This is a genomic window from Desulfitobacterium dichloroeliminans LMG P-21439, from assembly GCF_000243135.2.
GTDB lineage: Bacteria > Bacillota > Desulfitobacteriia > Desulfitobacteriales > Desulfitobacteriaceae > Desulfitobacterium > Desulfitobacterium dichloroeliminans.
This window is the reverse complement of sequence record NC_019903.1, coordinates 2,957,539-2,978,490: the sequence shown is the minus strand read 5'-3', so window position 1 is coordinate 2,978,490 and position 20,952 is coordinate 2,957,539. Positions and strand designations below refer to the sequence as shown.

The following is a 20,952-nucleotide window of genomic DNA, read 5'->3' as shown; positions in this document are numbered from 1 at the left end:
AAATGTACTATTATCTTGACATTTTGTCAAAAATATGGCATAGGGTGGCGAAGAACAATCGGTGGATTATAGAATTCCTGAAGAAATCGTTGAAGAAGTTAGATTGCATTCGGACATCGTCGATACAATTTCCGATTATGTACGGCTTCAACGCAAAGGGAAGAATTATTTAGGCCTCTGTCCCTTTCATGCGGAGAAAACGCCGAGCTTTACGGTAACCCCAGAAAAGCAGATCTTTTATTGTTTTGGTTGCCATACAGGTGGTAATGTTTTTTCCTTTTTAATGAGAAAAGAGAATTGGAGTTTTCTTGAAACGGTAGAGAATCTAGCTGAAAAACACGGCATAATTCTTCCGGAAAAAGAACTTTCGCCCCGAGAGAAGGAACAGCAAACCCGTCGACGTCGTTGGGAAGAGATTCACGATTGGGCAACGGGTTATTTTCATGAAGTCTTGCTGCATAAGCCCGAAGGAGAGCCAGGTAGGCAGTATTTTCGGCAACGTGGGATAGATGATGAAACCATCAAGCAATTTCGTTTGGGTTATGCTCCAGAACGCTGGGAGGACCTCCTTGAGGCGCTGAGCGCACGAGGAGTAAGCCCCCAAGAGGTGGTTCAGGCAGGGCTTGCTTTAGAACGAGAACCATCCGAAGGAAGGTCCCGCGGATTTTATGATCGTTTTCGTAATCGGGTCATATTTGCGATTCTTGACTCGCGTCAACGAACCATCGGTTTTGGCGGGCGAGTTTTAGATAATTCAACACCCAAATATTTGAACTCACCTGAGACTGCTTTTTTTAACAAGGGACATCATTTATATGGTATGCACCGAGCCCATCAAGGAATCCGCGAACGAGGATTCGCTTTGTTGGCAGAAGGTTACATGGATGTTATCGCCTTGCAAAAAGCAGGCTTCAAGAACGCGGTAGCTTCTTTAGGAACAGCTTTAACCCGTGACCAGGCTAAATTGATTCGTCGCTACACAGGACGAGTAGTTATCGTCTACGATTCGGATCAGGCAGGAATTCAGGCAACACTACGAGCCGGAGAAATAGTGCGGGATATGGGCTTTCGCGTAGATGTCTTAAGTCTAAGCGGAGCTAAGGACCCGGATGAATACTTGAAAACCTTCGGAGTAGAAGAATTTAATAAAGCTCTCGCCCAAGCAGAGCCTTATATTCAATTTAAATACCATGTGTTAATCAAAACTAACCCTCCCGGATCAGCTCCGGAGAAAGCGGAATTAGTCCGAGAACTAGCACCCGATATCGTGAAAGTTCAGAGCCCGGTCGAGCGGGAAGGGTACGAGCGGTTTCTAAGTCTGGAGCTTAGTCTAACCTTAGATAAAGTCCAAGAGGAAATCGCCGGATTTGATCAAAAAACTGCGAAAAAGACGGCTGACAAGGAAAATTTAAGGCAGAAACAGGATATTTATGTAAAAAACAGGGATAATATCAATAGGTGTGCAAATCCATCTTCAGATGAAGTGTCAGTCTCTGATGGGGTGTATCGAGCAGAGCGGTTTCTTTTGCGTCTTTTGCTTGAGCAGCTGATTCCCCTCTCCAAATTTAAGGCAGATCTCGAAGCAGGATTTTGGAAAGTACCCTATCATCAACAGATATATACGCATATTGAAAAAGCACCCAAACTGGATAATGGAGCTCTACCGCACATGGACTCTGATGCTTTGTTAAGCAAAGTTGCCGAGCTGATGCTTGAGGAGATAGATTTATCCCATCCGGAACGACTTTTTCAAGATTGTCTGAAACAGATTCATTCCCTAAAAGAGGAAGAAACAGTAGAAGAGCTTCAGGCTCGCATGGTGGACTTAGAAAAATCCGGTGATTTGGCAGGCGCTTTTGCCCTGCTAAAAGAGATAGGAGAGCGGTTGAGAAGTGGCGAAAACTAAGGTCATGAGCACAAAAAAGAAAGAGCCTCAGGAAGGAGGGGAATCCATGAGCGTTAATCAATTGAAGCTCGATGCGGTGAAGGAACTGATTCTACAAGGCAAGAAGAAGGGTTCTTTAACCTACCGGGAGATCATGGATGCCCTCCAAGGAATTGAGCTCACCGCCGATCAAATTGACGAAGTGTATGAACAACTTGGCAAGATGGGAATAGACGTCATCAATGAGTCAGGTGAAGTCGAAGCCTTAGTCAAGGTCAATGATACCATTGCAGATGACGATGTGGATGAGGATGAAGTAGAAGAAGAGGTCGATGTGGACCTTTCTATTCCTGAAGGTGTGGGGATTGATGATCCAGTCCGTATGTACCTGAAGGAGATTGGCCGAGTTCCCCTTCTTTCCGCTGAAGAAGAGATCGAACTTGCCAAACGGATGGAGCAAGGAGATGAGAGCGCCAAACGCCGTTTAGCAGAAGCTAATCTGCGTCTGGTTGTCAGTATTGCCAAACGTTATGTAGGCCGGGGGATGCTATTCCTAGACTTAATCCAGGAGGGTAATCTTGGTCTGATTAAAGCGGTAGAAAAGTTTGATTATGTTAAAGGCTTCAAATTCTCTACCTATGCTACCTGGTGGATTCGGCAAGCGATTACCCGGGCGATCGCTGATCAAGCACGCACGATTCGGATTCCAGTGCATATGGTAGAAACCATTAATAAGCTCATCCGTGTCTCGCGTCAACTCCTCCAAGAATTAGGTCGCGAACCAACCCCTGAGGAAATCGCCACCCAAATGGATATCTCCGTGGAGCGAGTGCGGGAAATTATGAAGATTGCACAAGAGCCTGTATCCCTCGAGACACCGATTGGAGAAGAGGAAGACTCTCACTTAGGGGACTTTATCCCCGATGAGGATGCGCCAGCGCCCTCTGAAGCGGCGTCCTTCATCCTCCTAAAAGAGCAACTGGAAGAAGTCTTGGAAACACTTACTCCTCGCGAGGAGAAGGTATTACGTCTGCGCTTTGGTTTAGATGATGGCCGCACCCGTACCTTAGAAGAGGTCGGTCAAGAATTTGGGGTGACCCGCGAACGGATTCGTCAGATTGAAGCGAAAGCACTGCGGAAACTTCGCCATCCTAGTCGGAGCAAAAAGCTCAAGGATTATCTAGAATAAGACCTACTTTTGAAAAGCATGGCATTTGTCTATCGATTGGGTTGAGCTAGGGATAAATTTGAGAAATAAAAATTTGTCCCTAATGCTTGACTAGTAAATACGAATCTCGTATAATAAACCCTGCGAGAGCATTCCTCGATAGCTCAATGGTGGAGCAACCGGCTGTTAACCGGTAGGTTGTAGGTTCGAATCCTACTCGGGGAGCCATTTTTTTTGGGCCTATAGCTCAGCGGTAGAGCCCCCGGCTCATAACCGGTTGGTCCCAGGTTCGAATCCTGGTGGGCCCACCAACCCGAAACGGCCCGTTGGTCAAGCGGCCTAAGACACCGCCCTTTCACGGCGGTAACACGGGTTCGAATCCCGTACGGGTCACCATTTAGAACGAATGTAGCGAGATGTGTATAACATCTCGCTATTTTTGACATATGCCATAGTTAAAGGAGTCGGAAGGAGATTTCTTATGACAGTTTCGGTGAATATTGGTCCACGCCTACACATGGTGGCAACCTTTGTGCCTAAGGGTTCGCAGCTAGGCGATATTGGAACAGACCATGCCTATCTGCCCATCTACCTGTGGGAAAGTGGAAGAATAGAGAAGGCTATCGCCGTGGATGTCCACGAAGGACCGTATCGCTCGGCCTGTGCCGCCATTAAAGGACGTGGTTTAACCTCGGTTATCGATGTCCGCTATGGAGATGGCTTAACACCGATTCAGCCGGGGGAAGTGGATACACTGACCTTAGCGGGGATGGGTGGGAACACGATGTTGGAAATTTTCGCTGCCCAAGGGTTGGTGATGTCCCAGGTTGAGGACCTCATTCTGCAGCCCCAAGGCGCCGAAGGCAAAGTCCGCTTAACCTTACTTCAAGAGGGCTGGAAGATGATAGAGGAACGCTATGTAGCAGAAGAAGGACGTATCTACGTGGTCATGCATTTCTCCCGTCGTGTAGGGTACACATGGGAAGAATTGCAGACAAAGGTTCATACGTGGCTCGGGAAGCTTCTCATAGACGTGGCCTCTCCAGAGAGTCAACAAGATCAAGAACTATCCGAAGGTCTGATTAGGAAGTGGATTTGGGAATTTGGCCCCCTGGGCCTCGAAAATCCTCAAGAAGAGCTGCAGGTTCTGATTCATGAGCAAAAACAAACGCTACAGAGAACCATTGGTGAGATGCAGAAATCAGCCCAAACGAAAGTGCAGAAGCGAATAGATGAGTATAACCTGAGCATCAGGGTGTTGGAGGGGATGGAGAAATGCCTGTTTCGGTCGGTGTAATTGCGCAAACCATTGAAAAGATTGCCCCCAAGGCGTGGGCTGAAGAGTGGGATAATGTCGGTCTGTTGGTAGGAAGCTTTTCATCTTCTGTCGAGAGAGTTCTAGTGACCTTGGATCTTACTCCGGGCATATTGGAAGAGGCCATACAAAAGGATGCCCAGCTTATCGTCGCGCATCATCCGATTATGTTTCGGCCCCTTAAGAACCTGCGCTCAGATAGTCAAGGAGCACACTTGCCTCTAAAACTTGTTCAGGCTGGGATTGGTTATTATGCCGCCCATACCAATTTGGATCAAACTACATACTCTTCCTGCTGGAGCTTGGGGAAGGCCTTGGCTCTGGACAAGATGGAGTATTTGCGAGTTACGGATGCGGCTCATCCATACGAGGAGCCAGCTTATGACTTGATTCCGCTCTTTAATACGGGTGCAACTCGGGGTTATGGGGTGATGGGATATCTCAAGGAGCCAGTGAGTTTGGAGGCCATAGCAAGCTTACTGACTGTTGAGCTGAAGAAGCTTGCGCCCTCGAACCTTGAAGGGAAGCCTGTTTTACGTTTAGCGGGAGACTCTCAGCGGCGGATACGCAAAGTAGCCATAGTGAATGGCAGCGGCGGTAGCTTCATTGCTAAGGCCCTCTTCAATGGGGTGGATCTCCTGATTACAGGCGATGTGGATCATCATGAAGCTTTAGATGCCCTGGAGGCAGGATTATCCATCATCGATATGGGTCATTTCTGGGGTGAAGTTCCCATGGTACAGACTCTAGCTGGGTATTTAAGTAACGAAAAAGCTCTAGCTGGGGTAGACGTGCTAATAAGTCAAAGAATGAAGAGTCCTTGGCAGTCACTATAGGTCACTTTCCTTAAAAAAAGTGAATCTAGTGATTTGAATCACGGATTATAAATAATAGTTCTGTTAAACTAAAGGTGAGTGAAAATTCACTTTAATTACTATGAATTTAGGTGCTCGCCACTTAAAGTTCACTTATAAATAAGGAGGAATAATTTATGAGTCGTACCGAAATTTTAAGCCAAGAGCGTAATCGTATCATCATGCAGTTGTCTCAAGGTGTCAAGGAAAGTAAAGCAAAATTGCTAACATCACTGATGGATATCGATGCAGAGATGGAAGAGTTAGAAGAATCTGAGAAAGCTCTGCAAAAAATTAATTAGATTGGAAGCAAATCCATATTAATCAATTTGACCAAAAGGGCAGAATGAAGTAATATAGTTAAGCGAAGTCAATCAGATGGTCGCGGAAGCAGGAACCGAAAGGTTGCTTCTGAGGAAAGTCCGGGCTCCATAGGGCAAGGTGCTGGGTAACGCCCAGTGGGAGAGATCCTAAGGACAGTGCAACAGAGATATACCGCCGATAGCGGAGGTTGGTCGCTAGACTGACTTTCGAGTAGGTAAGGGTGGAAAGGCGAGGTAAGAGCTCACCGGCAGCCTGGTGACAGGCTGGCCCTGCAAACCCCACTTGGAGCAAGACTGAATAGGGAGACTATGAACGGCCCGTTTTTGTCTCCGGGTAAGGTCGCTTGAGGCCGTTGGTAACAACGGTCCTAGATAGATGATCATCGCCTTCTGAAAGGAAGGAACAGAACCCGGCTTATAGATTGGCTTCGCCTGATCTTCAGTATTTTATGTAGAGTTGCATTTTGCAGCTCTTTTTTATTGTCAACTGAAATTACAGCTTTGAATAGTTCCCCACCTCCAAGAGAAAGCTATATAAAATACTTATTCTAGAAGGTGTACTATGAGAGCTATTGTTTATGAGGGAGTTCGAGATGTAAAAGTTAAAAATGTCGGTGACCCAGCAATAATTAACCAAGATGATATCATCGTTAAAGTTACTTCGACAGCCATCTGCGGATCGGATCTCCATCTTATTCACGGTATGGTGCCCAATATGCCGGAGGGTTTTGTCCTAGGGCATGAAACCATGGGCATAGTTGAAGAAGTTGGGGACGAAGTCCATAAACTAAAAAAAGGCGATCGTGTTATCGTTCCTTTTCCAGTCGCTTGTGGGCATTGTTGGTACTGTGAGCATGACCTGTGGAGCCAATGTGATAATTCCAATACCAATGGGGAAACGGGGGCTTATTTTGGCTACAGCTCGACCTTTGGAGGCTATGATGGCGGGCAGGCTGAATACCTAAGAGTCCCCTACGCTAACGTAGGGCCAAGGATTATTCCGGAAGAACTAACAGATGAACAGGTTCTATTTCTCACGGACATACTTCCAACTTCCTATTGGGGAGTAGAAAATGGTGGGGTAAAAAAGGGAGATGTGGTTGTAGTTCTTGGGTGTGGACCTGTGGGTCTATTGACGATCAAGTGGGCTATTTTCCAGGGAGCAAAGCGCGTGATTGCTGTAGACCATATTAGCTATCGGTTGGACCACGCCTATCGGAATTACGGTGTGGAAACAATTAACTTTGAAGAACATGATAATACGGGAGAATATATCAAGGAGATAACGCAGGGAGGTGCAGACGTGGTCATTGATTGCGTAGGCATGGATGGTAAAGCCTCGACGATTGAAAAGATTGAGACCATCTTAAAACTCCAAGGAGGATCGAAGTCGGCCATTGAAATTGCCACCCAAGCAGTACGCAAAGGTGGCACAGTGTCATTAGTGGGCGTCTATGGAGCTAAATATAATCTATTTCCTTTAGGAGATTTCTTTTCTAGAAATATCACCTTGAAAATGGGACAATGTCCTGCCCATTCTTATGTGGATCGGATCCTAGATCATATTAAAACTGGACGATTTGATGCTACGGATATCATTACTCATCGTTTGTCCTTGGATAAAGGAGAGCATGCTTATGAGATATTCGACGAGAAGAAGGATAACTGTATTAAGGTTGTCTTAAAACCATAGAAAAACCACTATGTGTATCGAGTGAGGGACAAACCCTAGTATGCTTTGGTTTTGTCTCTCATGTTTTATTTGACCTCAACTTCATTGACATCCACCGCCTGATCAGAAGCCACCACAAGACCGACCTCGCCCTTTAATCTCGGATCGTTGACGACTGTGTAAGGTTTATTGTATTGGCGAGCAATTTTTATATATTTGGCACGAAAATCAAAGGCTAAATCCCCGTTGAGGAGAAGACGGGTAGAACGTGGGTCTTTCAGTGCCTCCTCGATTTCTGGGTAAATCTGCTTGTCGTCGACTTGGTCCTTGGTCAGTAATCTCAAAATGCGCTCGCGAAAGACACCGAGATGTTCAAGCTTCTCACCTAGCTTGAGTTCGGGGGTTCCGTGTAAACCGATCATAAGACGTTCTTCTAATTGGCTTTTATCTTCGCTCAAGCTTGTCACTCCCATTCAAGTTTTTCTATAGTTATCCTGCCCTGTTTTAACCTTTACAATCGGCTATTAGAGGGTGGATTCGGAAATCAGTTGATGCGTCTTAGCTAGGCGGCGATTGCGTAGGTAGAGCAGAAAATCGGTAGACACCATGATAAGATTCAAGACATAGAGGTAGATTACTAAATCATATTGAAAGAAGAGTTTATGAAGGATACCGGCGACATAGCCTAACAAAATAATGATCAGGAAAAAGGCGCTTTTGCCTTCAACGGAACGGGACACATAAGATCTATAAATTGAAAAAGGCCAGGCAGCCCCGAAACACATCAGCATTAGAGCCTCAAAAATACTCAACAAAGACCCCTCCTTATGAATGTATGATTGATCTAATCATAGCTCAATCTAGGCAACTATCTGAATTATAATCGATTCACGGGGTATTGTCTCTGGTAATTTTTCTTACTCCGAATGAATTTTCATACTTTTGCAACATAATGTATTCCTATTGTCAAAGAAGGAAAAATGGGTTTAAACTAAAAGGGATAGTAGGTTTTCTTCGCATAAATTGTTGATATTTTGCAACCCTATTTAAGAGTCATTTATAGTCCACTGTTGAGAAATTGGATAATAGCTAAAAGCGGACATATGCCACTTGCGGCAAATTCCGTTGAAATATTTTTATAACTAAGGAGGGAATTTTATGAAGATCTGCAAAACAGCACAGGCAGGAGCCTTCGAATCTAATGACGTGCTTATAACCGTTGCGCCTAATGAACAAGGCGGAGTTCAAGTTCAGCTGGAAACTAAACGCGTCATCCTCAAACAATTTGGCAAACAAATTGAGCAAGTGGTCAGAGACCAAGTCGCGAAAATGGGGGCAGAGGACGTCATTATTAAAGTTCAGGATAAAGGGGCCTTGAACTACACCATACGAGCTCGTGTTCAAACTGCGTTGGAGAGAGCACTTGTCTAAGTTGAATCTTTAGAACAATAGTTTTATAGAATGGTTTTGAAACACTGTTTTATATATTGGCGTATCCAAGTGTATCGCGTAATTTTGAAACCATGGTGGAAAGCTAAGGAGAAAAGAAGGGAGTCGTTTTTTATATGAAAAGGCTAAGAAGAAGTCTTTTGATTATATCCGGTAATAATCCCAAAAGCATACAAGATGCACCCGTGTTCGATCCGGATGTGGTAATTTTTGATTTAGAGGAGCGGGTAGCCCCCCAAGATAAAGATAGTGCCCGTAACTTGGTGAGAGAAGCCCTGAGCTTCCTAGACTATTCTCAAGTAGAAGTCATGGTACGAGTAAATCCCCTCGATACTGATGAGGGACAAAAAGACGTGGACCGTATTGCCCGTGTGAAGCCAGGCGCCTTGATTATACCCAAAGCAAACGAGCAAGTGATCAAGCAAGTAGAAGGTATACTAACTAAGATTGAAAAAGAAGAAGGGTTTCCTGTGGGGTCCGTTGAGGTGATTCCAGTTTTGGAAACCGCTTTTGGCATAGAAAATATTAATCAACTTATGGGCTCTTCCCCTCGGGTGACCGGGTTGTGGTTTAATGGGGAAGGACTTATGGCTGAGTTCGGAACTCAACGGACAAAAGAGGGCGCGGAGCTCTACTTTGTGCGTGGCCGAGTTGGCATCGCTTGCCGGGCTGCCGGAATCGACGCTATTGACACCATATTTTTAGACGGTAATGATTACGAAGGCTTGGCTAATGACGCTTCGGCGGCGAAAAGATTGGGCTTCACCGGTAAACTAGCCTTAGATGGTCGCCAAGTCGATACCCTCAATGCCATTTTTCAATAAATTGCTATTTAGGAAAGGGATGAAAGAAGTACCATGAAGAATATACTTGGAAGAGAGATTCCAGATTATATAGAAGGATATGGTGAGGTTAAACCTTTCATGGGGGCCTTTGCCAATTATGGGGAGAGAGCGAAAGCCTCGGTAACCCTTCGTTCGGTTAAGCCGGGGGAGAAGAAGCTATTAGCTAATATCGAAGAGGCCTTAGACAAAGTGGGCCTTAAGGATGGGATGACCTTATCCTTCCATCACCATTTGAGAAATGGGGACTATGTCCTCAATCAAGTGATGGCAGTCGTAGCTCAGCGGGGCTACAAAGACATTCACGTAGCCGCTACCGGGATTTTCCCTATCCATGAGCCACTTGTGGATTACATGAAAAAAGGGATCGTTACCAAAATTTCTGTGAATTATATTTCGCCTGGACCTGTGGCGAAAGCTATTTCCCAAGGCCTCTTAAAGCATCCTGCTGTATTCATGAGTCACGGAGGACGTCCGCGGGCTATTGAAAGCGGTGACTTGCACGTGGATGTAGCCTTTATCGCTGCACCGACTGCCGATGCTTATGGTAATGTCAACGGTGTAGGAGGCCCTGCAGCTTGTGGTACCTTATCCTATGCAGTTGCTGATGCGTTTTTTGCGGATAAAGTAGTGGCTGTTACCGATCATCTCGCCCCTTATCCGGCTTGCCCCATTGAAATCACTCAGGATTTCGTTGATTATGTGGTTCAGGTAGAATCGATCGGTGACGCCAATGGTATTGTTTCCGGAACTCTTACGGTCACCAAGGATCCCGTGGGATTGCGAATTGCCAAAATGGCTGCCCAATTGATTAATGAAGCGGGCTATATTCAAAACGAGATGTCCTTCCAAACCGGTGCAGGTGGTACATCCTTAGCCGTTGCTGCCGAAGTACGTAAATACATGCAGGAAAAGAATGTTGTGGGAAGTTTTGCTGCCGGTGGTATCACTGGCTATATCGTAGATATGCTCAATGAAGGGCTATTTAGAAACCTCTTTGATGTCCAGTGCTTCGACTTAAAAGCCGTGGCCTCTTACCGTGAGAATCCTCGCCACCAAGCTATGTCCGGTTCTCTCTACGGTAACCCGCATGATAAAGGGGCCATCGTCAATAACTTAGATGTCATGATTCTAGGTGCCACAGAAATCGATACAGACTTTAATGTTAACGTAGTGACCGGTTCCGATGGCGTCATTATGGGAGCGTCCGGAGGGCATAATGACACTGCAGCGGGCTCGAAGATCGCGATTATCGTGACTAGCCTCACCAAAGGCCGGCTGCCGGTTATTAAGGATCGTGTCACTACCGTGACGACACCTGGGGAAACCATCGATGTCTTGGTTACGGAGCGAGGAATCGCCATCAACCCCCGCCGCAAAGATCTTCTGGAAAAGCTGAAAGATAGTGATTTACCTATTACATCCGTTGATGAACTTAAAAGAATATCTGAGAGCTTAACCGGGGTACCGGAAACGGTAGAATTTACCGACCGCGTCGTGGCTGTGGTAGAATACCGGGACGGAACCGTCATCGATGTCGTCAGACAAGCAAAAGATTAAGAGTTATTCGTGGGGAAAAGCAAGTTGCAACGCGAGGGTGAATAGGATATGATTATCTTAACATCCGGTTAACAAAGTGTTAATAAAGCACTTAGCTTAAGCCGCAGGTTGTCTTTCTTAGAAGACTCGAAAACTGAATACAGTACTCCAGACTCCCGAGATTTACCTTACAGAGAGAAAATGGTATAAGGGGCGTGTGCACCATGAAATTTCAAGACTTAGGACGAGGCGCGCGTATTGAACTGGCAAACATGGCAAAACAGCTAGGGATGAAGTATATTGGATACAATCCTACAGCCCAGCAGGTTTCGCTGGAGTACAAAGGCAAAGGGATGACATATCACGTCGATGAGTTGGTAGCAGCTTACCAACAATCCAATCCCACGCCCTAATGGCATTCAGAAAAAAAGACACGAACTGAATACGATTTACAAAGAATAATGATACACAAAAAAGGGACTATAAAGTCCCTTTTTTGTATAAACAAAAGACGCATCCGTTTTCAGCTCTTTCCTATACATTAGCCATGAGCAAGCATGGGCTGTTGCATTAAATAAGCCGATTTACGTTTGCGCCTCTGATTCATATTGATGGGCAGACATTTAATGTTGCAGGTGATGGACATGGTTACAGGCAGCGGACGATAGATCGCTCCTTCTTCAAGAGCACGTGCTACCTCCAAGTCACGGTACTCCTGCCATTGGGCAAAGAACACCTCCTTGCTTACCTCACATACCTCTCCACCTGCCAGCTGGAAGAGAAAACGATCACAGCTGGGGTCTTGGACATAACAGATGATAAGATTATCGTGGAAGTACAATACAGATCCCACCTTCCTCTTAGTTTTAGTTAGCCGCTTGACCTAGTATTTTATAAGTGAATGTTAGTTAAAGTTTAACAAAATCTAAAGAGATTTGAAAGTGAAATGTCCGACAAAATATACCCGGGTACCCGCTTGGCTTGCTCGTTTCCTGGGTTTGACGAAAGAATTATAGTAAATAAGCGTGTAAAAAGTCGATTAAAAGCGAACGATTCTTTCGGGTCTTGTCCATTCAAAATCGTACACGTATACGATTTTGAATGGACAACCTTTATCAAAAAAGGGTCTGCCGCCTACGTTTGCTCACCAACGATTTGCGACAGACCCAGCTTCAGTTATAATGGGGTAGACGAAAGAAACTATTGACGATTAGAGCTGCTTTTGGTAAAAGAAAGAGGAGACGAGTTTAAAGCCCAAATGACTCATGCCAAAAAGATGCTCTGTACTCCCTGTAAAAAGAATCCCTCCCGGATTTAGGGAATCGGAAAACTTGCGATAAAGCATATCCTTAGCATCTTCTGTAAAGTAAATCACCACATTGCGACAGGCGAGCAAATCGAATCCTGAATCAAAGCGGTCAGTGAGGAGATTTTGCTTTTGAAAGGTTACCGCCCGTTTGACTTGTTCCTTAATCTGATAGCCCCCATCCACGGGCGTAAAATACTTGGGAATAATCTCTGGGGCCGTGCTCGCGAAATCAGCTTCTTTATAGATTCCTTTTTTCGCTTGTTCAAGTACGTTCACATCGATATCCGTAGCTAAGATTGTGAAGCGTGCTTGGGGGAAATATTCCATCAAGGTGATAGCCATGGAATAGGGCTCTTGACCGCTCGAACAACCGGCACTCCAGATTTTCAGAGGTACTTTCTTTTCTAGGAGCTTGGGGAGAATCTCTTCACGCAGGGTCTTCCATTGGTTTGTATCCCGAAAGAATTGGGTGACATTGATGGTTAGATGCTTGAAAAAGGCGTCGTAGAGATCTTTATCCTGGTCAAGGGCCTTTATGAAATCGGGATAATTTTTATAGCCACGGGAGGACATAAAGCTATTGATGCGTCTCTCCATTTGATTTTGCTTATAGAAGTTAAGATCCAAGCCGCTTTTCGGGTGGAATGCCTTAACGAACCATTCGTAGGTATTTGTATCTAGAATAGCCATGGTGATACCTCATTTCGTCTGTAATTATTTGTAAGTGAATTATCCCAATAAGTCGATAATCAAGCCGCGAATTTCGTCGACTTGCGTGAGAATTTCTAAAGGTTTGGCCTGGGTATCTAGCACCTTTTGTCCGAGGTCTTCAAGGGCCTTATCAATTTCGTTGATCCGGGAAAGCACTTTGGGCCGTCCTTGGAAATCCCAAAAGGATTCTTCGGAGACCTGACGACTTTGACCGAAGGTCGAACGCAAAAAGGATTTGACCATATCTTTAAAATCAGTTAGATCACGCAGGGAGAAGCTCTCGGCGAGTTGCTGTCCCTTTTTCTCAAGACGAGTTAAAAATTCCTGAAGCTCTTGGCTTTGCAACTTCCGAGTTTGAGTGAGGACCTTGTTGAAATCAAGATCCCCCTTCGGAGATGAGCCTGAGGAACGGGTGAGGGACTCTGCTTGTTGAGACACGTTAATTCGTAGCGGCATCTTTATTCCCCCTGTAATGGACTTGAAAGGACGTTGTTCATGCAAACAAGACGGGTATTTCTGAAAATACTCCTTGGTCTCGGGGCCATAGCCTTACCTTGGACCGGTGTAGGCTACAAAGTAAAATCGGTTGTTGAGCCTTTGCTGGCGCAACCTCGGGCAAAGCTCTATCTCATTCCGCCGGAAGCCCAAACTATTAATGAGTATTTCCAGTCCGAGAGCTTAAGCAGAACGGCTATGGATGATATCCTTGCTCTAAGTTCAGGCGAGATGGAAGGGCGTCGAGCTGGTGCAGTTGGTGAAGGTCGGGCTTCACAGTACCTGTCTCGGGAAATGAGTTTGCTAGGCTTGAAACCCTTGGGAGACAAAGAACGGAGCTATGCCCAAGCCTTTACCATTCCGGAGGTCAAAGAGGAATTTGTCGGTAGTCGTTTAACCTTCTCCGTTGGTAATACGCAAATGCTACGTGCTCCGAGTTTGAACCTGCTGGGTGGTCTCGTGGGGAAGACGGAAAAAGAGATTATAGTTATATCGGCTCATTATGACCACCTGGGAGTCTATAAAGGTAATGTCTATCCGGGAGCCAACGATAATGCATCCGGAGTAGCCTGCGTTCTCGGCGTCATCCGCCGTCTGGTTCGGGAGAAAGAGACTCCCCGCAAGACAGTTGTATTCGCCTTCTGGAGTGCGGAAGAAATGGGTTTTTTAGGTTCTAAGACCTTTGTAGCAAATCCCACCATACCTCTTGAGAGAATTAAAGCGGTCGTGAATGTCGATACCGTAGGAAATGGCATGGTCGGTAATTTTGGTCTCTGGACTGCGAACACTACGGATATAGCCTGCCAGGCGGTCCAAAAGGCAGCTGCGGATGCCGGCGCCAGTGCCATGCAGGTGGAGAGTGGTGGGCATAACAGCGATCAGATAAGCTTTGCTCAAGCAGGTATCCCTGCGGTGACCCTATTGGCTCGGGAGTGGCTGGTGAATAATCATACCCCACAGGATTCGCTGGGGAATGTGAAGATTGAACAAGTGGAGTTAGCTGCGGATATTGTGTATCGGGCGATCAAATCGTTGGCTTATTAGTTGTAGTATGATTAAGAGTGTTAACCAAGGACAGTGGTCTCCAGGATTTTGTTTTACATCGTTCACTCAGTAAGCTGCGCGGACCAATCTAACGCTCAAGCACTCCGCTTCGACGGGTAACCTGGCCAAATCGCTCCTGCTCAATGGCCAGCTGGAAACGTCCTGTTTCCAGCCCGTCTCCGCTGCGTGCTTTTCGCGAAGATTGGTTTTCCGCTCGCTTAGAAGGCGTTCACTTTTGTAAAACAAAATCCTTGGGTAGTTTCTTAAGATTGTTAGGCAAACTCTAGAATATACTCTATGGTCAACCCTCTTTTTGATGAAGATTTATTAGATTAGAGTATTATTCTACTATTAACGATAACTCAGGAGATTCGCCAGACAAACTGTTGATTACGGATTATTGAACGGAGTTGGGATGGTACCGGAAGTTGGATCAGCTTCTAGGGATTGTCCCGGCTCCGTTAAGTCGTATTTGGAGCGGAGTATGACGAGGTCGACGCGACGATTTCTGGCTCGGTTGGCCTCGCTATCGTTGTTGGTGACTGGGCGGAACTCCCCGTAGCCTGTGGCAGAAAGCTGCTCAGCATGAATTGTTTCTTGCATGATATGGAGGACATTGGTTGCCCTTAAAACAGATAGCTCCCAGTTGCTAGGGAAACGGTCAGTACTAATAGAGAGGTTATCTGTGTGTCCTTCGACTTTGATATAGTTGGGAGCGGAGGCCAGCACATTATTGATTTTTTCGAGGATTTCGCGTGCTCGCGGGGTAATGACCGCAGAGCCACTCTCGAAAAGGAGTGTATCTTGGATACTTATGACCAGACCTCTCTCTTCAATAGAGGAGACCAGCTTGGTTTCAATCTGATTATCAAAGGCGAATTTATCCAGTTTCTGCTTGATCGATTCAATCGTCATGTTCTCGATATCCGCATTGCCGAGGCCTGCACCTTTCCCTTCATCCAAGGTTTCCCCGGAAGGCTCTGGTGTTTTTGCGGGAAACGTCTCGATTAGGTTCGGCCCAGAGGGAGAGGTTCCGATTTCAACTTGAGCAGCTGAGGCTCCTCCCAAGGTAATGTTGAGGGATTCGGCCATGGCTTGGAATTTATCGGCATCAACCTTGCTCATAGAGTACATCACTACGAAGAAAATCATGAGTAAGGTGATGAGATCGGAGTATGTAAGTAGCCATCGTTCCGAATTATCTTTCTCTGGTTCTCCACCGCGTTTTCTTGCCATTATCTCACCCAAATTCTATGCTTTAAGTTTATTACTCAATCTTAAACTTTTTATTTAAACTTGTTATTAATTTATGTTAAAAATCTCTGATCTTGATTCATCACGAGCTGGTACGGGCTCAGAAGACATATTTCCAAGGTGAGTCTTGAGCTTCTCTTTGAGGATAGAGGGGTTTTCTCCTGCTTGGATGGAGAGGATCCCATCCATCACCATTTCCATAGCGGCTACTTCGAATCTATCCTTTTGCTTTAGCTTTGTGGCGATAGGAAGGTAGAGAAGATTGGCAAAGGCTACACCGTAGAGGGTTGCCAAAAACGCTCCGGCAATAGATTTGGAGAGGGAGTCGGGGTCCGTTAGATTGCCTAAGACGTGCACAAGCCCCATTACAGTTCCGATAATCCCGAGGGTCGGGCTATAGCCACCAGCCGCTTCGAAAACGGAGATGCCTACTTTGTGACGTTTTTCCATCACGGCAATATCGGATTCGAGAATCTCACGAGTAATATCCGGATCCGTACCGTCGATGACCAACTGCATTCCTTGGCGAGTATAACGATCTTCGACCGTTTCTAACTCTTGTTCGAGACTGAGTAGCCCTTCACGGCGCGCTTTCTCAGCGAAACGAATAAGGGTATCGTAGGCTTCGGCAGTACCGTAGGTTTTTTCTGTGAAGGCTATTTTAATCCAGGTAGTGAATTTTTTCATTTCCCTCAAGGGAAAACTAGCAAAGACTGCTCCAAAGGTACCACCAAAAACGATAATAGCTGGCGGTAGGAGGAAAAGAGTGCTTAGATGGCCACCTTCAAGGAGAAAACCTATGATTAATGCACCAAAACCGATAAGTATCCCGAGTATCGTTGTAATGTCCATTGTGTAACGGCCGGCTGCCCGGCCACCTCCTTTGCGCTTAATTTTTTGGACTCGATAAAGAATGAGGGCATATAGTTTTATCGTAAAATAGTTCAAAAAACTTTATAGGTCTTAAGCCCCAATCTCAGACAGCCCTGCTGAAACAAGGTTCTATACTCTATGATTATATAGGAAAATGAGATAAGGGACTAGCATTAACACAAAAAACTTCTTCTATCAAGGGAAGAAGGCGTTAATAAGAGAAAAATGAAGGGATATGGATAATGAGCGAGATAATTTCGGATGATGGCCGCTTATGTTTTTTAGGAGAATGCCGATAATAGAGATAAGATAGTGTGTACGGGAGTGGATTCGTATGAAAATTGATGGAACATCAATGTCCTCAATCGGTAGTGTTCAAGCGACTAACCGGGTGGCAGCGGTTAGTAGAAGAGTTGCAGTGCCCGGTCTTGAGCAAGATGGTATGAAGGTATCTGACAAAGGACAGGTTTATCAGAACCTACTGCAGAAGATCAAGGAAATGCCGGAAGTTCGCGAAGATCGGATTCGTGAGATAACCGAGCGCATCAATCAAGGGGAATTCAGAATCGATGCTCAAGCCATCGCAGCCAAGCTGTTAACTGGCGAGTAAGCAGACCGGATGACATGAGGAGGTTGCACTGTGCCTGAGATCAAACAACTCAATGAAAATCTAAAACGACAGGCGGCTCTTTATGAGGAGCTTAAGATGTTCGCAGAATACAAGCAACAGGCACTGGTGAACAATAACCTCCATGAGATTGAAGCAGCTACTGTTCGAGAAGAACAGCTTATCATGGAAGCCTCCCGTTTAGAAAAGGAACGTCTTCTGTGGGCGGAGCAGATAGCAAGGGAGATAGGCAAAGCCCCTGAAAATATCACCTTGAGTGAATTAGCTGAGCGTTTTCCTGAATTAACAGGGGTTAAGACAGAATTAGATAACGTTCTTACCAATTTACGACAGGTTAATGAATTGAACACTCAGCTTTTAAAACAAGCTATTAAGGTCATTGACTTAACACTCGGCTTAATGACAGCTCAACCCAATGGCAGCACTTATGTTCGTCCTGGGGGCAAGGAAAATGAACCCAAAAGCAATGTTCACTTTTTAGATCGAAGCATTTAGAGGAGGATTCTTATGCGCTCCACATTTTCAGGATTAGAGCTTGCACGGCGGGCCTTAGAATCCCAACAGACCGCCTTGGATACAACAGGGCACAATATTGCCAATGCCAATAGTAAGGGCTATACCCGACAAGTCGTCAACCTCCAAGCCACCGTACCCAGCAGTATCCCCAGCATGGGACATAATCTGAGTATCGGCACAGGAGTGACAGTTCAGGGCATCGAGCGGGCACGAGATATTTTCGTAGACCGGCAATATCGCTGGGAAAACACCAAGCAGTCTTACTGGTCAGCCCGGCAAGATAACTTAAATAAAGTCGAGGGGCTTCTCAATGAGCCCGCCGACAATAGCTTCAGTAATGATATGGACAAGTTCTGGAACGCCTGGAGCGAATTATCTAAGAACCCGGAGAATCTGGGTTCTCGGTCTGTTCTTCTCGAGCGGGCGGAAACTCTCGCTGGTACGTTTCATCATATTGACCAGCAACTTACTGAAATGCAGAAGGGTTTGGATTCTAGTGTCCGTGTCCAGATCAATCAAATCAATGTCGCTGCCAAGCAGATTCAGGAACTAAATTTCCAGATCAAACGAGCAGAAGTAGCAGGGGACAATCCCAATGACCTGAGAGACAAGCGGGATACCCTAGTAGATGAGCTCTCACAGATGGTGAACGTCCGCGTCGTGGAAAGCCGAGACGCCACATTCAAAGATCGTGAGGTCAATATCTTTAAGGTATATATCGGTGATGATAAAGTTGTGAATAATATTCTCGTGGATGATACTACAGCTTATCAGTTAGCGGAGCCAGTGATGGCGGGAGCCGATGGGCTTCCCTTTGCTGAGGTGAGATGGGATGCCGGACACCCTCACTTAGCTGGAAACACAGTGAGCTTAGGTGATAAGATGGGAAAGCTGCAGTCCGATCTTTTATTGCGTGGTACAGGTTATAATCTAGGTGCTGGTGAAAGTAAGGATGATGCTTACCTTTCCTATTTGAGGCGGAAATATGATGATCTAGCTGCTGGAATCGCCGAAGCGGTGAACCTGATTCATAGTACAGGAATTGCCCGGGGCATTACTCCTCCGGCTACAGTTCCGGACTTTTTTGATACAAGTGTTGGAACCATAACTGCTGCTAATATTTCAGTGAATACTGCACTCACTATAGACCCTTGGAAGATAGCCACGGGTGAGACCACCTACGGAGACGGGGGAATTGCTCAAGATATTTCCTCATTGTCATCAGGTTGGACGGCGCCGGCACTCGGTGGAACACCGCCAGCTACGATATCTGCCGCTTCTTTTGGGGACTTTTATGGCTCATCTATCTCCGAACTGGGAGTAGATGTACAGCAAGCAACTCGGATGGCCGAGGGGCAAGCTGTTCTTGTAAATCATATGTTTAATCAGCGTGAATCCCTGTCCGGAGTGTCTCTGGATGAGGAAATGACCAATCTCGTGCGCTTTCAGAAAAGTTACTCGGCTGCCGCCCGGATTGTAACTATGCTAGATGATATGCTCAATACTATAGTCAACGGAATGGGTATCACGCGATAATATATTAATTAAGGTCATAAATCTAATTATGAGGGGTAAGCCCCTGGAAAGTAGGTGAATCCCCGTGCGGGTTACCAATAATATGCTCTCTAATAACTTGTTGCGTAATCTTAATTCGGCCCAAGGCCAGATGGAAAAGCTCCAGAATCAGATGGGCTCTGGACGCCGGATTACTCGTCCTTCCGACGATCCAGTGGGAATTGAGAATGCCTTGCGCTATAAAAGTAGCATCTCCCATATGGAACAGTGGAAAAACAATGCAAAAGAAGGAACATCCTATTTGGATACAGTAGATGAGACCTTGGGTGAGATGACACTTATGATCCAAAGAGCCAAGGAATTAGCGCTCCAAGGGGCTAATGGCACCAATACAATAGGGGATCAGAAGAAAATGGCCATCGAGATTAAGCAAATTAAAGAACAGTTAATGCAGTTCGCCAATACACGGGTAGGAACTAAGTATGTTTTTGGTGGGACAGCCAATGAGGAGCCTTATCCACCTGGAGCGATTCCGGGAGTAACCCAATGGGCGGGTTCTGATGATGTCATGAAGTTCCAAGTGGGTAGTAACTTAAGTATAGATGTGTCTGTCAATGGACGGAAGCTATTTGGGGTGGATCCTCTTGATACAACTCAAATTGGAATGTTTAAAATCTTGGAGGACTTAAGTTTGGCTTTAGAGACTTCTGACCAGGCAGGAATCCAAGCAAGCATTTCGGCATTGGAAAATCAATCAGACAGCATCATTGACTTTCGTGCCGAGCTAGGTGCGCGGCAAAATCGCATGGACTCTATTGTTTCCCAATTAGATGCTACTGCTTCCAACTTATCCAACTCACTGGCTAATGTTCTCTATGTAGATATGGCTGAGGCTCTCATTGACTTTAAGACCACGGAAAACGTCTATCAAGCTGCTTTGTCGGTTGGAGCAAAGATTATTCAGCCATCACTTGTAGACTTCATGCGTTAGAGGTGACATAGATGCTTCAGCTAAATATAACCTCACAGCCGATTCGACTTGAGTATACTATTCAAAACGCTCAATTGAACCAGAAAACTACGCACCCCATACTGGAGATGGAGAGAATCCCTCCTAGGTTAGAAATCAGCCAGCCAAAGGGGAAATTGACTATAGATAGCACAGAATTTTACCACTCCATCGGTCTCAAGACTAGGGAGGCCCTATCTAAAGAGTGTGCCGAACGCGGGAGGCAAGCGACCTTAGATGCGATTGCAGCCACTATAGTCGAAGGAAATCGCTTGGCTCAGATTACTAACCCTTCCAATGCCTTTGCTGATTTAGCCTTCGAATCGCGTTTTTCAAAGAAGGGCGAGCTCAGTTGGGAGCCTATCATAGCACCCTCTGTGCGCTATGAAGCTATACCTCCTCAGATCGAAGTCATCGAAGGCAAGGTCAACTATAACCTAGTGAGGGGAAGCGTAGATGGGGAGTATGTGCCAGGCAAGGTGAGTTTTCAGGTCGCTCAATACCCTCGTGTGGATATATCAACTATTGATGTTAAGGCATAGGGATTATTA

Annotated in this window: 23 protein-coding genes, 3 tRNA genes and 1 other RNA gene; 20 read left to right on the top strand and 7 right to left on the bottom strand. The window is 45.8% G+C overall.

Annotation, left to right across the window (positions count from 1 at the left end; translation table 11 throughout):
* The first annotated feature begins 61 nt into the window (after nucleotides 1–61).
* From dnaG to DESDI_RS14140, 10 genes are all read left to right on the top strand, one after another.
* A complete protein-coding gene (gene dnaG, locus DESDI_RS14175) occupies nucleotides 62–1,906 on the top strand; it encodes a DNA primase (protein ID WP_015263302.1) in 1,845 nt (614 codons plus the stop codon).
* The gene (gene rpoD / locus DESDI_RS14170; RefSeq protein WP_015263301.1) at nucleotides 1,893–3,074 is read left to right on the top strand and encodes an RNA polymerase sigma factor RpoD; all 1,182 of its coding nucleotides are present in this window, start codon (nucleotides 1,893–1,895) and stop codon (nucleotides 3,072–3,074) included. Before dnaG ends, rpoD begins: the two co-directional genes overlap by 14 nt.
* 132 nt (nucleotides 3,075–3,206) lie before the next feature.
* A tRNA-Asn gene (locus DESDI_RS14165) sits at nucleotides 3,207–3,281 on the top strand.
* 8 nt (nucleotides 3,282–3,289) lie between these two features.
* Nucleotides 3,290–3,364 (top strand) — tRNA-Ile (locus DESDI_RS14160).
* A 9-nt stretch (nucleotides 3,365–3,373) separates the two neighbouring features.
* A tRNA-Glu gene (locus tag DESDI_RS14155) sits at nucleotides 3,374–3,449 on the top strand.
* An 85-nt stretch (nucleotides 3,450–3,534) separates the two neighbouring features.
* Nucleotides 3,535–4,350 (top strand): tRNA (adenine(22)-N(1))-methyltransferase, encoded by an 816-nt coding sequence (locus DESDI_RS14150; RefSeq protein WP_015263300.1) that lies wholly within the window; start codon nucleotides 3,535–3,537, stop codon nucleotides 4,348–4,350.
* Nucleotides 4,329–5,204 (top strand): Nif3-like dinuclear metal center hexameric protein, encoded by an 876-nt coding sequence (locus DESDI_RS14145; RefSeq protein WP_015263299.1) that lies wholly within the window; start codon nucleotides 4,329–4,331, stop codon nucleotides 5,202–5,204. Before DESDI_RS14150 ends, DESDI_RS14145 begins: the two co-directional genes overlap by 22 nt.
* Before the next feature lie 155 nt (nucleotides 5,205–5,359).
* The gene (locus DESDI_RS18120) at nucleotides 5,360–5,524 is read left to right on the top strand and encodes a hypothetical protein (RefSeq protein ID WP_015263298.1); all 165 of its coding nucleotides are present in this window, start codon (nucleotides 5,360–5,362) and stop codon (nucleotides 5,522–5,524) included.
* Between the two features lie 64 nt (nucleotides 5,525–5,588).
* An RNA gene (gene rnpB, locus DESDI_RS17430) (RNase P RNA component class A) lies at nucleotides 5,589–5,979 on the top strand.
* Between the two features lie 128 nt (nucleotides 5,980–6,107).
* Complete coding sequence (locus DESDI_RS14140; protein ID WP_015263297.1) at nucleotides 6,108–7,238, top strand: zinc-dependent alcohol dehydrogenase; 1,131 nt, start codon at nucleotides 6,108–6,110, stop codon at nucleotides 7,236–7,238.
* 65 nt (nucleotides 7,239–7,303) lie between these two features.
* Here DESDI_RS14140 and DESDI_RS14135 read toward each other — a convergent pair whose 3' ends face one another.
* Both DESDI_RS14135 and DESDI_RS14130 read right to left on the bottom strand, forming a co-directional pair.
* On the bottom strand, nucleotides 7,304–7,684 hold the full coding sequence (locus DESDI_RS14135; RefSeq protein ID WP_242825480.1) for a YueI family protein: 381 nt from the start codon (nucleotides 7,682–7,684) through the stop codon (nucleotides 7,304–7,306).
* A gap of 57 nt (nucleotides 7,685–7,741) precedes the next feature.
* Nucleotides 7,742–8,029 carry a hypothetical protein gene (locus tag DESDI_RS14130; protein ID WP_015263295.1) on the bottom strand — a complete coding sequence of 96 codons (288 nt, stop codon included), beginning with the start codon at nucleotides 8,027–8,029 and terminating at the stop codon, nucleotides 7,742–7,744.
* 346 nt (nucleotides 8,030–8,375) lie between these two features.
* On the opposite strand from DESDI_RS14130, the gene citD reads away from it, so the two are divergent.
* From citD to DESDI_RS14110, 4 genes are all read left to right on the top strand, one after another.
* Nucleotides 8,376–8,648 (top strand): citrate lyase acyl carrier protein, encoded by a 273-nt coding sequence (gene citD, locus DESDI_RS14125; RefSeq protein WP_015263294.1) that lies wholly within the window; start codon nucleotides 8,376–8,378, stop codon nucleotides 8,646–8,648.
* A 134-nt stretch (nucleotides 8,649–8,782) separates the two neighbouring features.
* Nucleotides 8,783–9,490 carry an HpcH/HpaI aldolase/citrate lyase family protein gene (locus DESDI_RS14120; RefSeq protein WP_015263293.1) on the top strand — a complete coding sequence of 236 codons (708 nt, stop codon included), beginning with the start codon at nucleotides 8,783–8,785 and terminating at the stop codon, nucleotides 9,488–9,490.
* Between the two features lie 33 nt (nucleotides 9,491–9,523).
* Complete coding sequence (gene citF, locus DESDI_RS14115) at nucleotides 9,524–11,068, top strand: citrate lyase subunit alpha (protein WP_015263292.1); 1,545 nt, start codon at nucleotides 9,524–9,526, stop codon at nucleotides 11,066–11,068.
* Between the two features lie 203 nt (nucleotides 11,069–11,271).
* Nucleotides 11,272–11,460, top strand: coding sequence for a hypothetical protein (locus DESDI_RS14110; protein WP_015263291.1), 189 nt, complete (start codon nucleotides 11,272–11,274; stop codon nucleotides 11,458–11,460).
* Nucleotides 11,461–11,588: 128 nt separating this feature from the next.
* Here the strand turns inward: DESDI_RS14110 and DESDI_RS14105 are convergent, their stop codons facing one another.
* From DESDI_RS14105 to DESDI_RS14095, 3 genes are all read right to left on the bottom strand, one after another.
* Nucleotides 11,589–11,888 (bottom strand): hypothetical protein, encoded by a 300-nt coding sequence (locus tag DESDI_RS14105; RefSeq protein WP_015263290.1) that lies wholly within the window; start codon nucleotides 11,886–11,888, stop codon nucleotides 11,589–11,591.
* A gap of 369 nt (nucleotides 11,889–12,257) precedes the next feature.
* Entirely contained in the window at nucleotides 12,258–13,046 is a 789-nt protein-coding gene (locus tag DESDI_RS14100) for a CheR family methyltransferase (RefSeq protein ID WP_015263289.1), read from the bottom strand.
* Nucleotides 13,047–13,085: 39 nt separating this feature from the next.
* Nucleotides 13,086–13,523 (bottom strand): YaaR family protein, encoded by a 438-nt coding sequence (locus DESDI_RS14095; protein WP_015263288.1) that lies wholly within the window; start codon nucleotides 13,521–13,523, stop codon nucleotides 13,086–13,088.
* 39 nt (nucleotides 13,524–13,562) lie between these two features.
* Between DESDI_RS14095 and DESDI_RS14090 the strand changes: the two genes are divergently transcribed.
* Nucleotides 13,563–14,606, top strand: coding sequence for a M28 family metallopeptidase (locus tag DESDI_RS14090; RefSeq protein ID WP_015263287.1), 1,044 nt, complete (start codon nucleotides 13,563–13,565; stop codon nucleotides 14,604–14,606).
* Between the two features lie 390 nt (nucleotides 14,607–14,996).
* On the opposite strand, the gene DESDI_RS14085 is transcribed toward DESDI_RS14090, so the two are convergent.
* Nucleotides 14,997–15,842 (bottom strand): flagellar motor protein MotB, encoded by an 846-nt coding sequence (locus tag DESDI_RS14085; protein WP_015263286.1) that lies wholly within the window; start codon nucleotides 15,840–15,842, stop codon nucleotides 14,997–14,999.
* Between the two features lie 66 nt (nucleotides 15,843–15,908).
* Complete coding sequence (locus DESDI_RS14080) at nucleotides 15,909–16,712, bottom strand: flagellar motor protein (protein WP_041219509.1); 804 nt, start codon at nucleotides 16,710–16,712, stop codon at nucleotides 15,909–15,911.
* A gap of 355 nt (nucleotides 16,713–17,067) precedes the next feature.
* On the opposite strand from DESDI_RS14080, the gene flgM reads away from it, so the two are divergent.
* From flgM to DESDI_RS14055, 5 genes are all read left to right on the top strand, one after another.
* Nucleotides 17,068–17,343 (top strand): flagellar biosynthesis anti-sigma factor FlgM, encoded by a 276-nt coding sequence (gene flgM / locus DESDI_RS14075; RefSeq protein ID WP_015263284.1) that lies wholly within the window; start codon nucleotides 17,068–17,070, stop codon nucleotides 17,341–17,343.
* Between the two features lie 30 nt (nucleotides 17,344–17,373).
* Nucleotides 17,374–17,856, top strand: coding sequence for a flagellar protein FlgN (locus DESDI_RS14070; RefSeq protein ID WP_015263283.1), 483 nt, complete (start codon nucleotides 17,374–17,376; stop codon nucleotides 17,854–17,856).
* A 12-nt stretch (nucleotides 17,857–17,868) separates the two neighbouring features.
* Nucleotides 17,869–19,413: a flagellar hook-associated protein FlgK gene (flgK, locus tag DESDI_RS14065; protein ID WP_015263282.1), complete on the top strand. Its 1,545-nt coding sequence runs from the start codon at nucleotides 17,869–17,871 to the stop codon at nucleotides 19,411–19,413.
* A gap of 64 nt (nucleotides 19,414–19,477) precedes the next feature.
* Nucleotides 19,478–20,383: a flagellar hook-associated protein FlgL gene (gene flgL, locus DESDI_RS14060; RefSeq protein WP_015263281.1), complete on the top strand. Its 906-nt coding sequence runs from the start codon at nucleotides 19,478–19,480 to the stop codon at nucleotides 20,381–20,383.
* Between the two features lie 11 nt (nucleotides 20,384–20,394).
* Complete coding sequence (locus DESDI_RS14055) at nucleotides 20,395–20,943, top strand: DUF6470 family protein (RefSeq protein ID WP_015263280.1); 549 nt, start codon at nucleotides 20,395–20,397, stop codon at nucleotides 20,941–20,943.
* The last annotated feature ends 9 nt before the right edge of the window (nucleotides 20,944–20,952 follow it).

What these genes read in the sequence shown, in the direction of transcription:
- DESDI_RS14055 (WP_015263280.1), top strand. Translation starts at nt 20,395, where the DNA reads ATGCTTCAGCTAAATATAACCTCACAGCCGATTCGACTTGAGTATACT.
- DESDI_RS14140 (WP_015263297.1), top strand. Translation starts at nt 6,108, where the DNA reads ATGAGAGCTATTGTTTATGAGGGAGTTCGAGATGTAAAAGTTAAAAAT.
- citD (WP_015263294.1), top strand. Translation starts at nt 8,376, where the DNA reads ATGAAGATCTGCAAAACAGCACAGGCAGGAGCCTTCGAATCTAATGAC.
- DESDI_RS14145 (WP_015263299.1), top strand. Translation starts at nt 4,329, where the DNA reads ATGCCTGTTTCGGTCGGTGTAATTGCGCAAACCATTGAAAAGATTGCC.
- flgM (WP_015263284.1), top strand. Translation starts at nt 17,068, where the DNA reads ATGAAAATTGATGGAACATCAATGTCCTCAATCGGTAGTGTTCAAGCG.
- flgK (WP_015263282.1), top strand. Translation starts at nt 17,869, where the DNA reads ATGCGCTCCACATTTTCAGGATTAGAGCTTGCACGGCGGGCCTTAGAA.
- DESDI_RS14085 (WP_015263286.1), bottom strand. Translation starts at nt 15,842, where the DNA reads ATGGCAAGAAAACGCGGTGGAGAACCAGAGAAAGATAATTCGGAACGA.
- citF (WP_015263292.1), top strand. Translation starts at nt 9,524, where the DNA reads ATGAAGAATATACTTGGAAGAGAGATTCCAGATTATATAGAAGGATAT.
- DESDI_RS14110 (WP_015263291.1), top strand. Translation starts at nt 11,272, where the DNA reads ATGAAATTTCAAGACTTAGGACGAGGCGCGCGTATTGAACTGGCAAAC.
- DESDI_RS14095 (WP_015263288.1), bottom strand. Translation starts at nt 13,523, where the DNA reads ATGCCGCTACGAATTAACGTGTCTCAACAAGCAGAGTCCCTCACCCGT.
- DESDI_RS14080 (WP_041219509.1), bottom strand. Translation starts at nt 16,712, where the DNA reads ATGGACATTACAACGATACTCGGGATACTTATCGGTTTTGGTGCATTA.
- DESDI_RS14090 (WP_015263287.1), top strand. Translation starts at nt 13,563, where the DNA reads ATGCAAACAAGACGGGTATTTCTGAAAATACTCCTTGGTCTCGGGGCC.
- DESDI_RS14100 (WP_015263289.1), bottom strand. Translation starts at nt 13,046, where the DNA reads ATGGCTATTCTAGATACAAATACCTACGAATGGTTCGTTAAGGCATTC.
- DESDI_RS14120 (WP_015263293.1), top strand. Translation starts at nt 8,783, where the DNA reads ATGAAAAGGCTAAGAAGAAGTCTTTTGATTATATCCGGTAATAATCCC.
- DESDI_RS18120 (WP_015263298.1), top strand. Translation starts at nt 5,360, where the DNA reads ATGAGTCGTACCGAAATTTTAAGCCAAGAGCGTAATCGTATCATCATG.
- DESDI_RS14150 (WP_015263300.1), top strand. Translation starts at nt 3,535, where the DNA reads ATGACAGTTTCGGTGAATATTGGTCCACGCCTACACATGGTGGCAACC.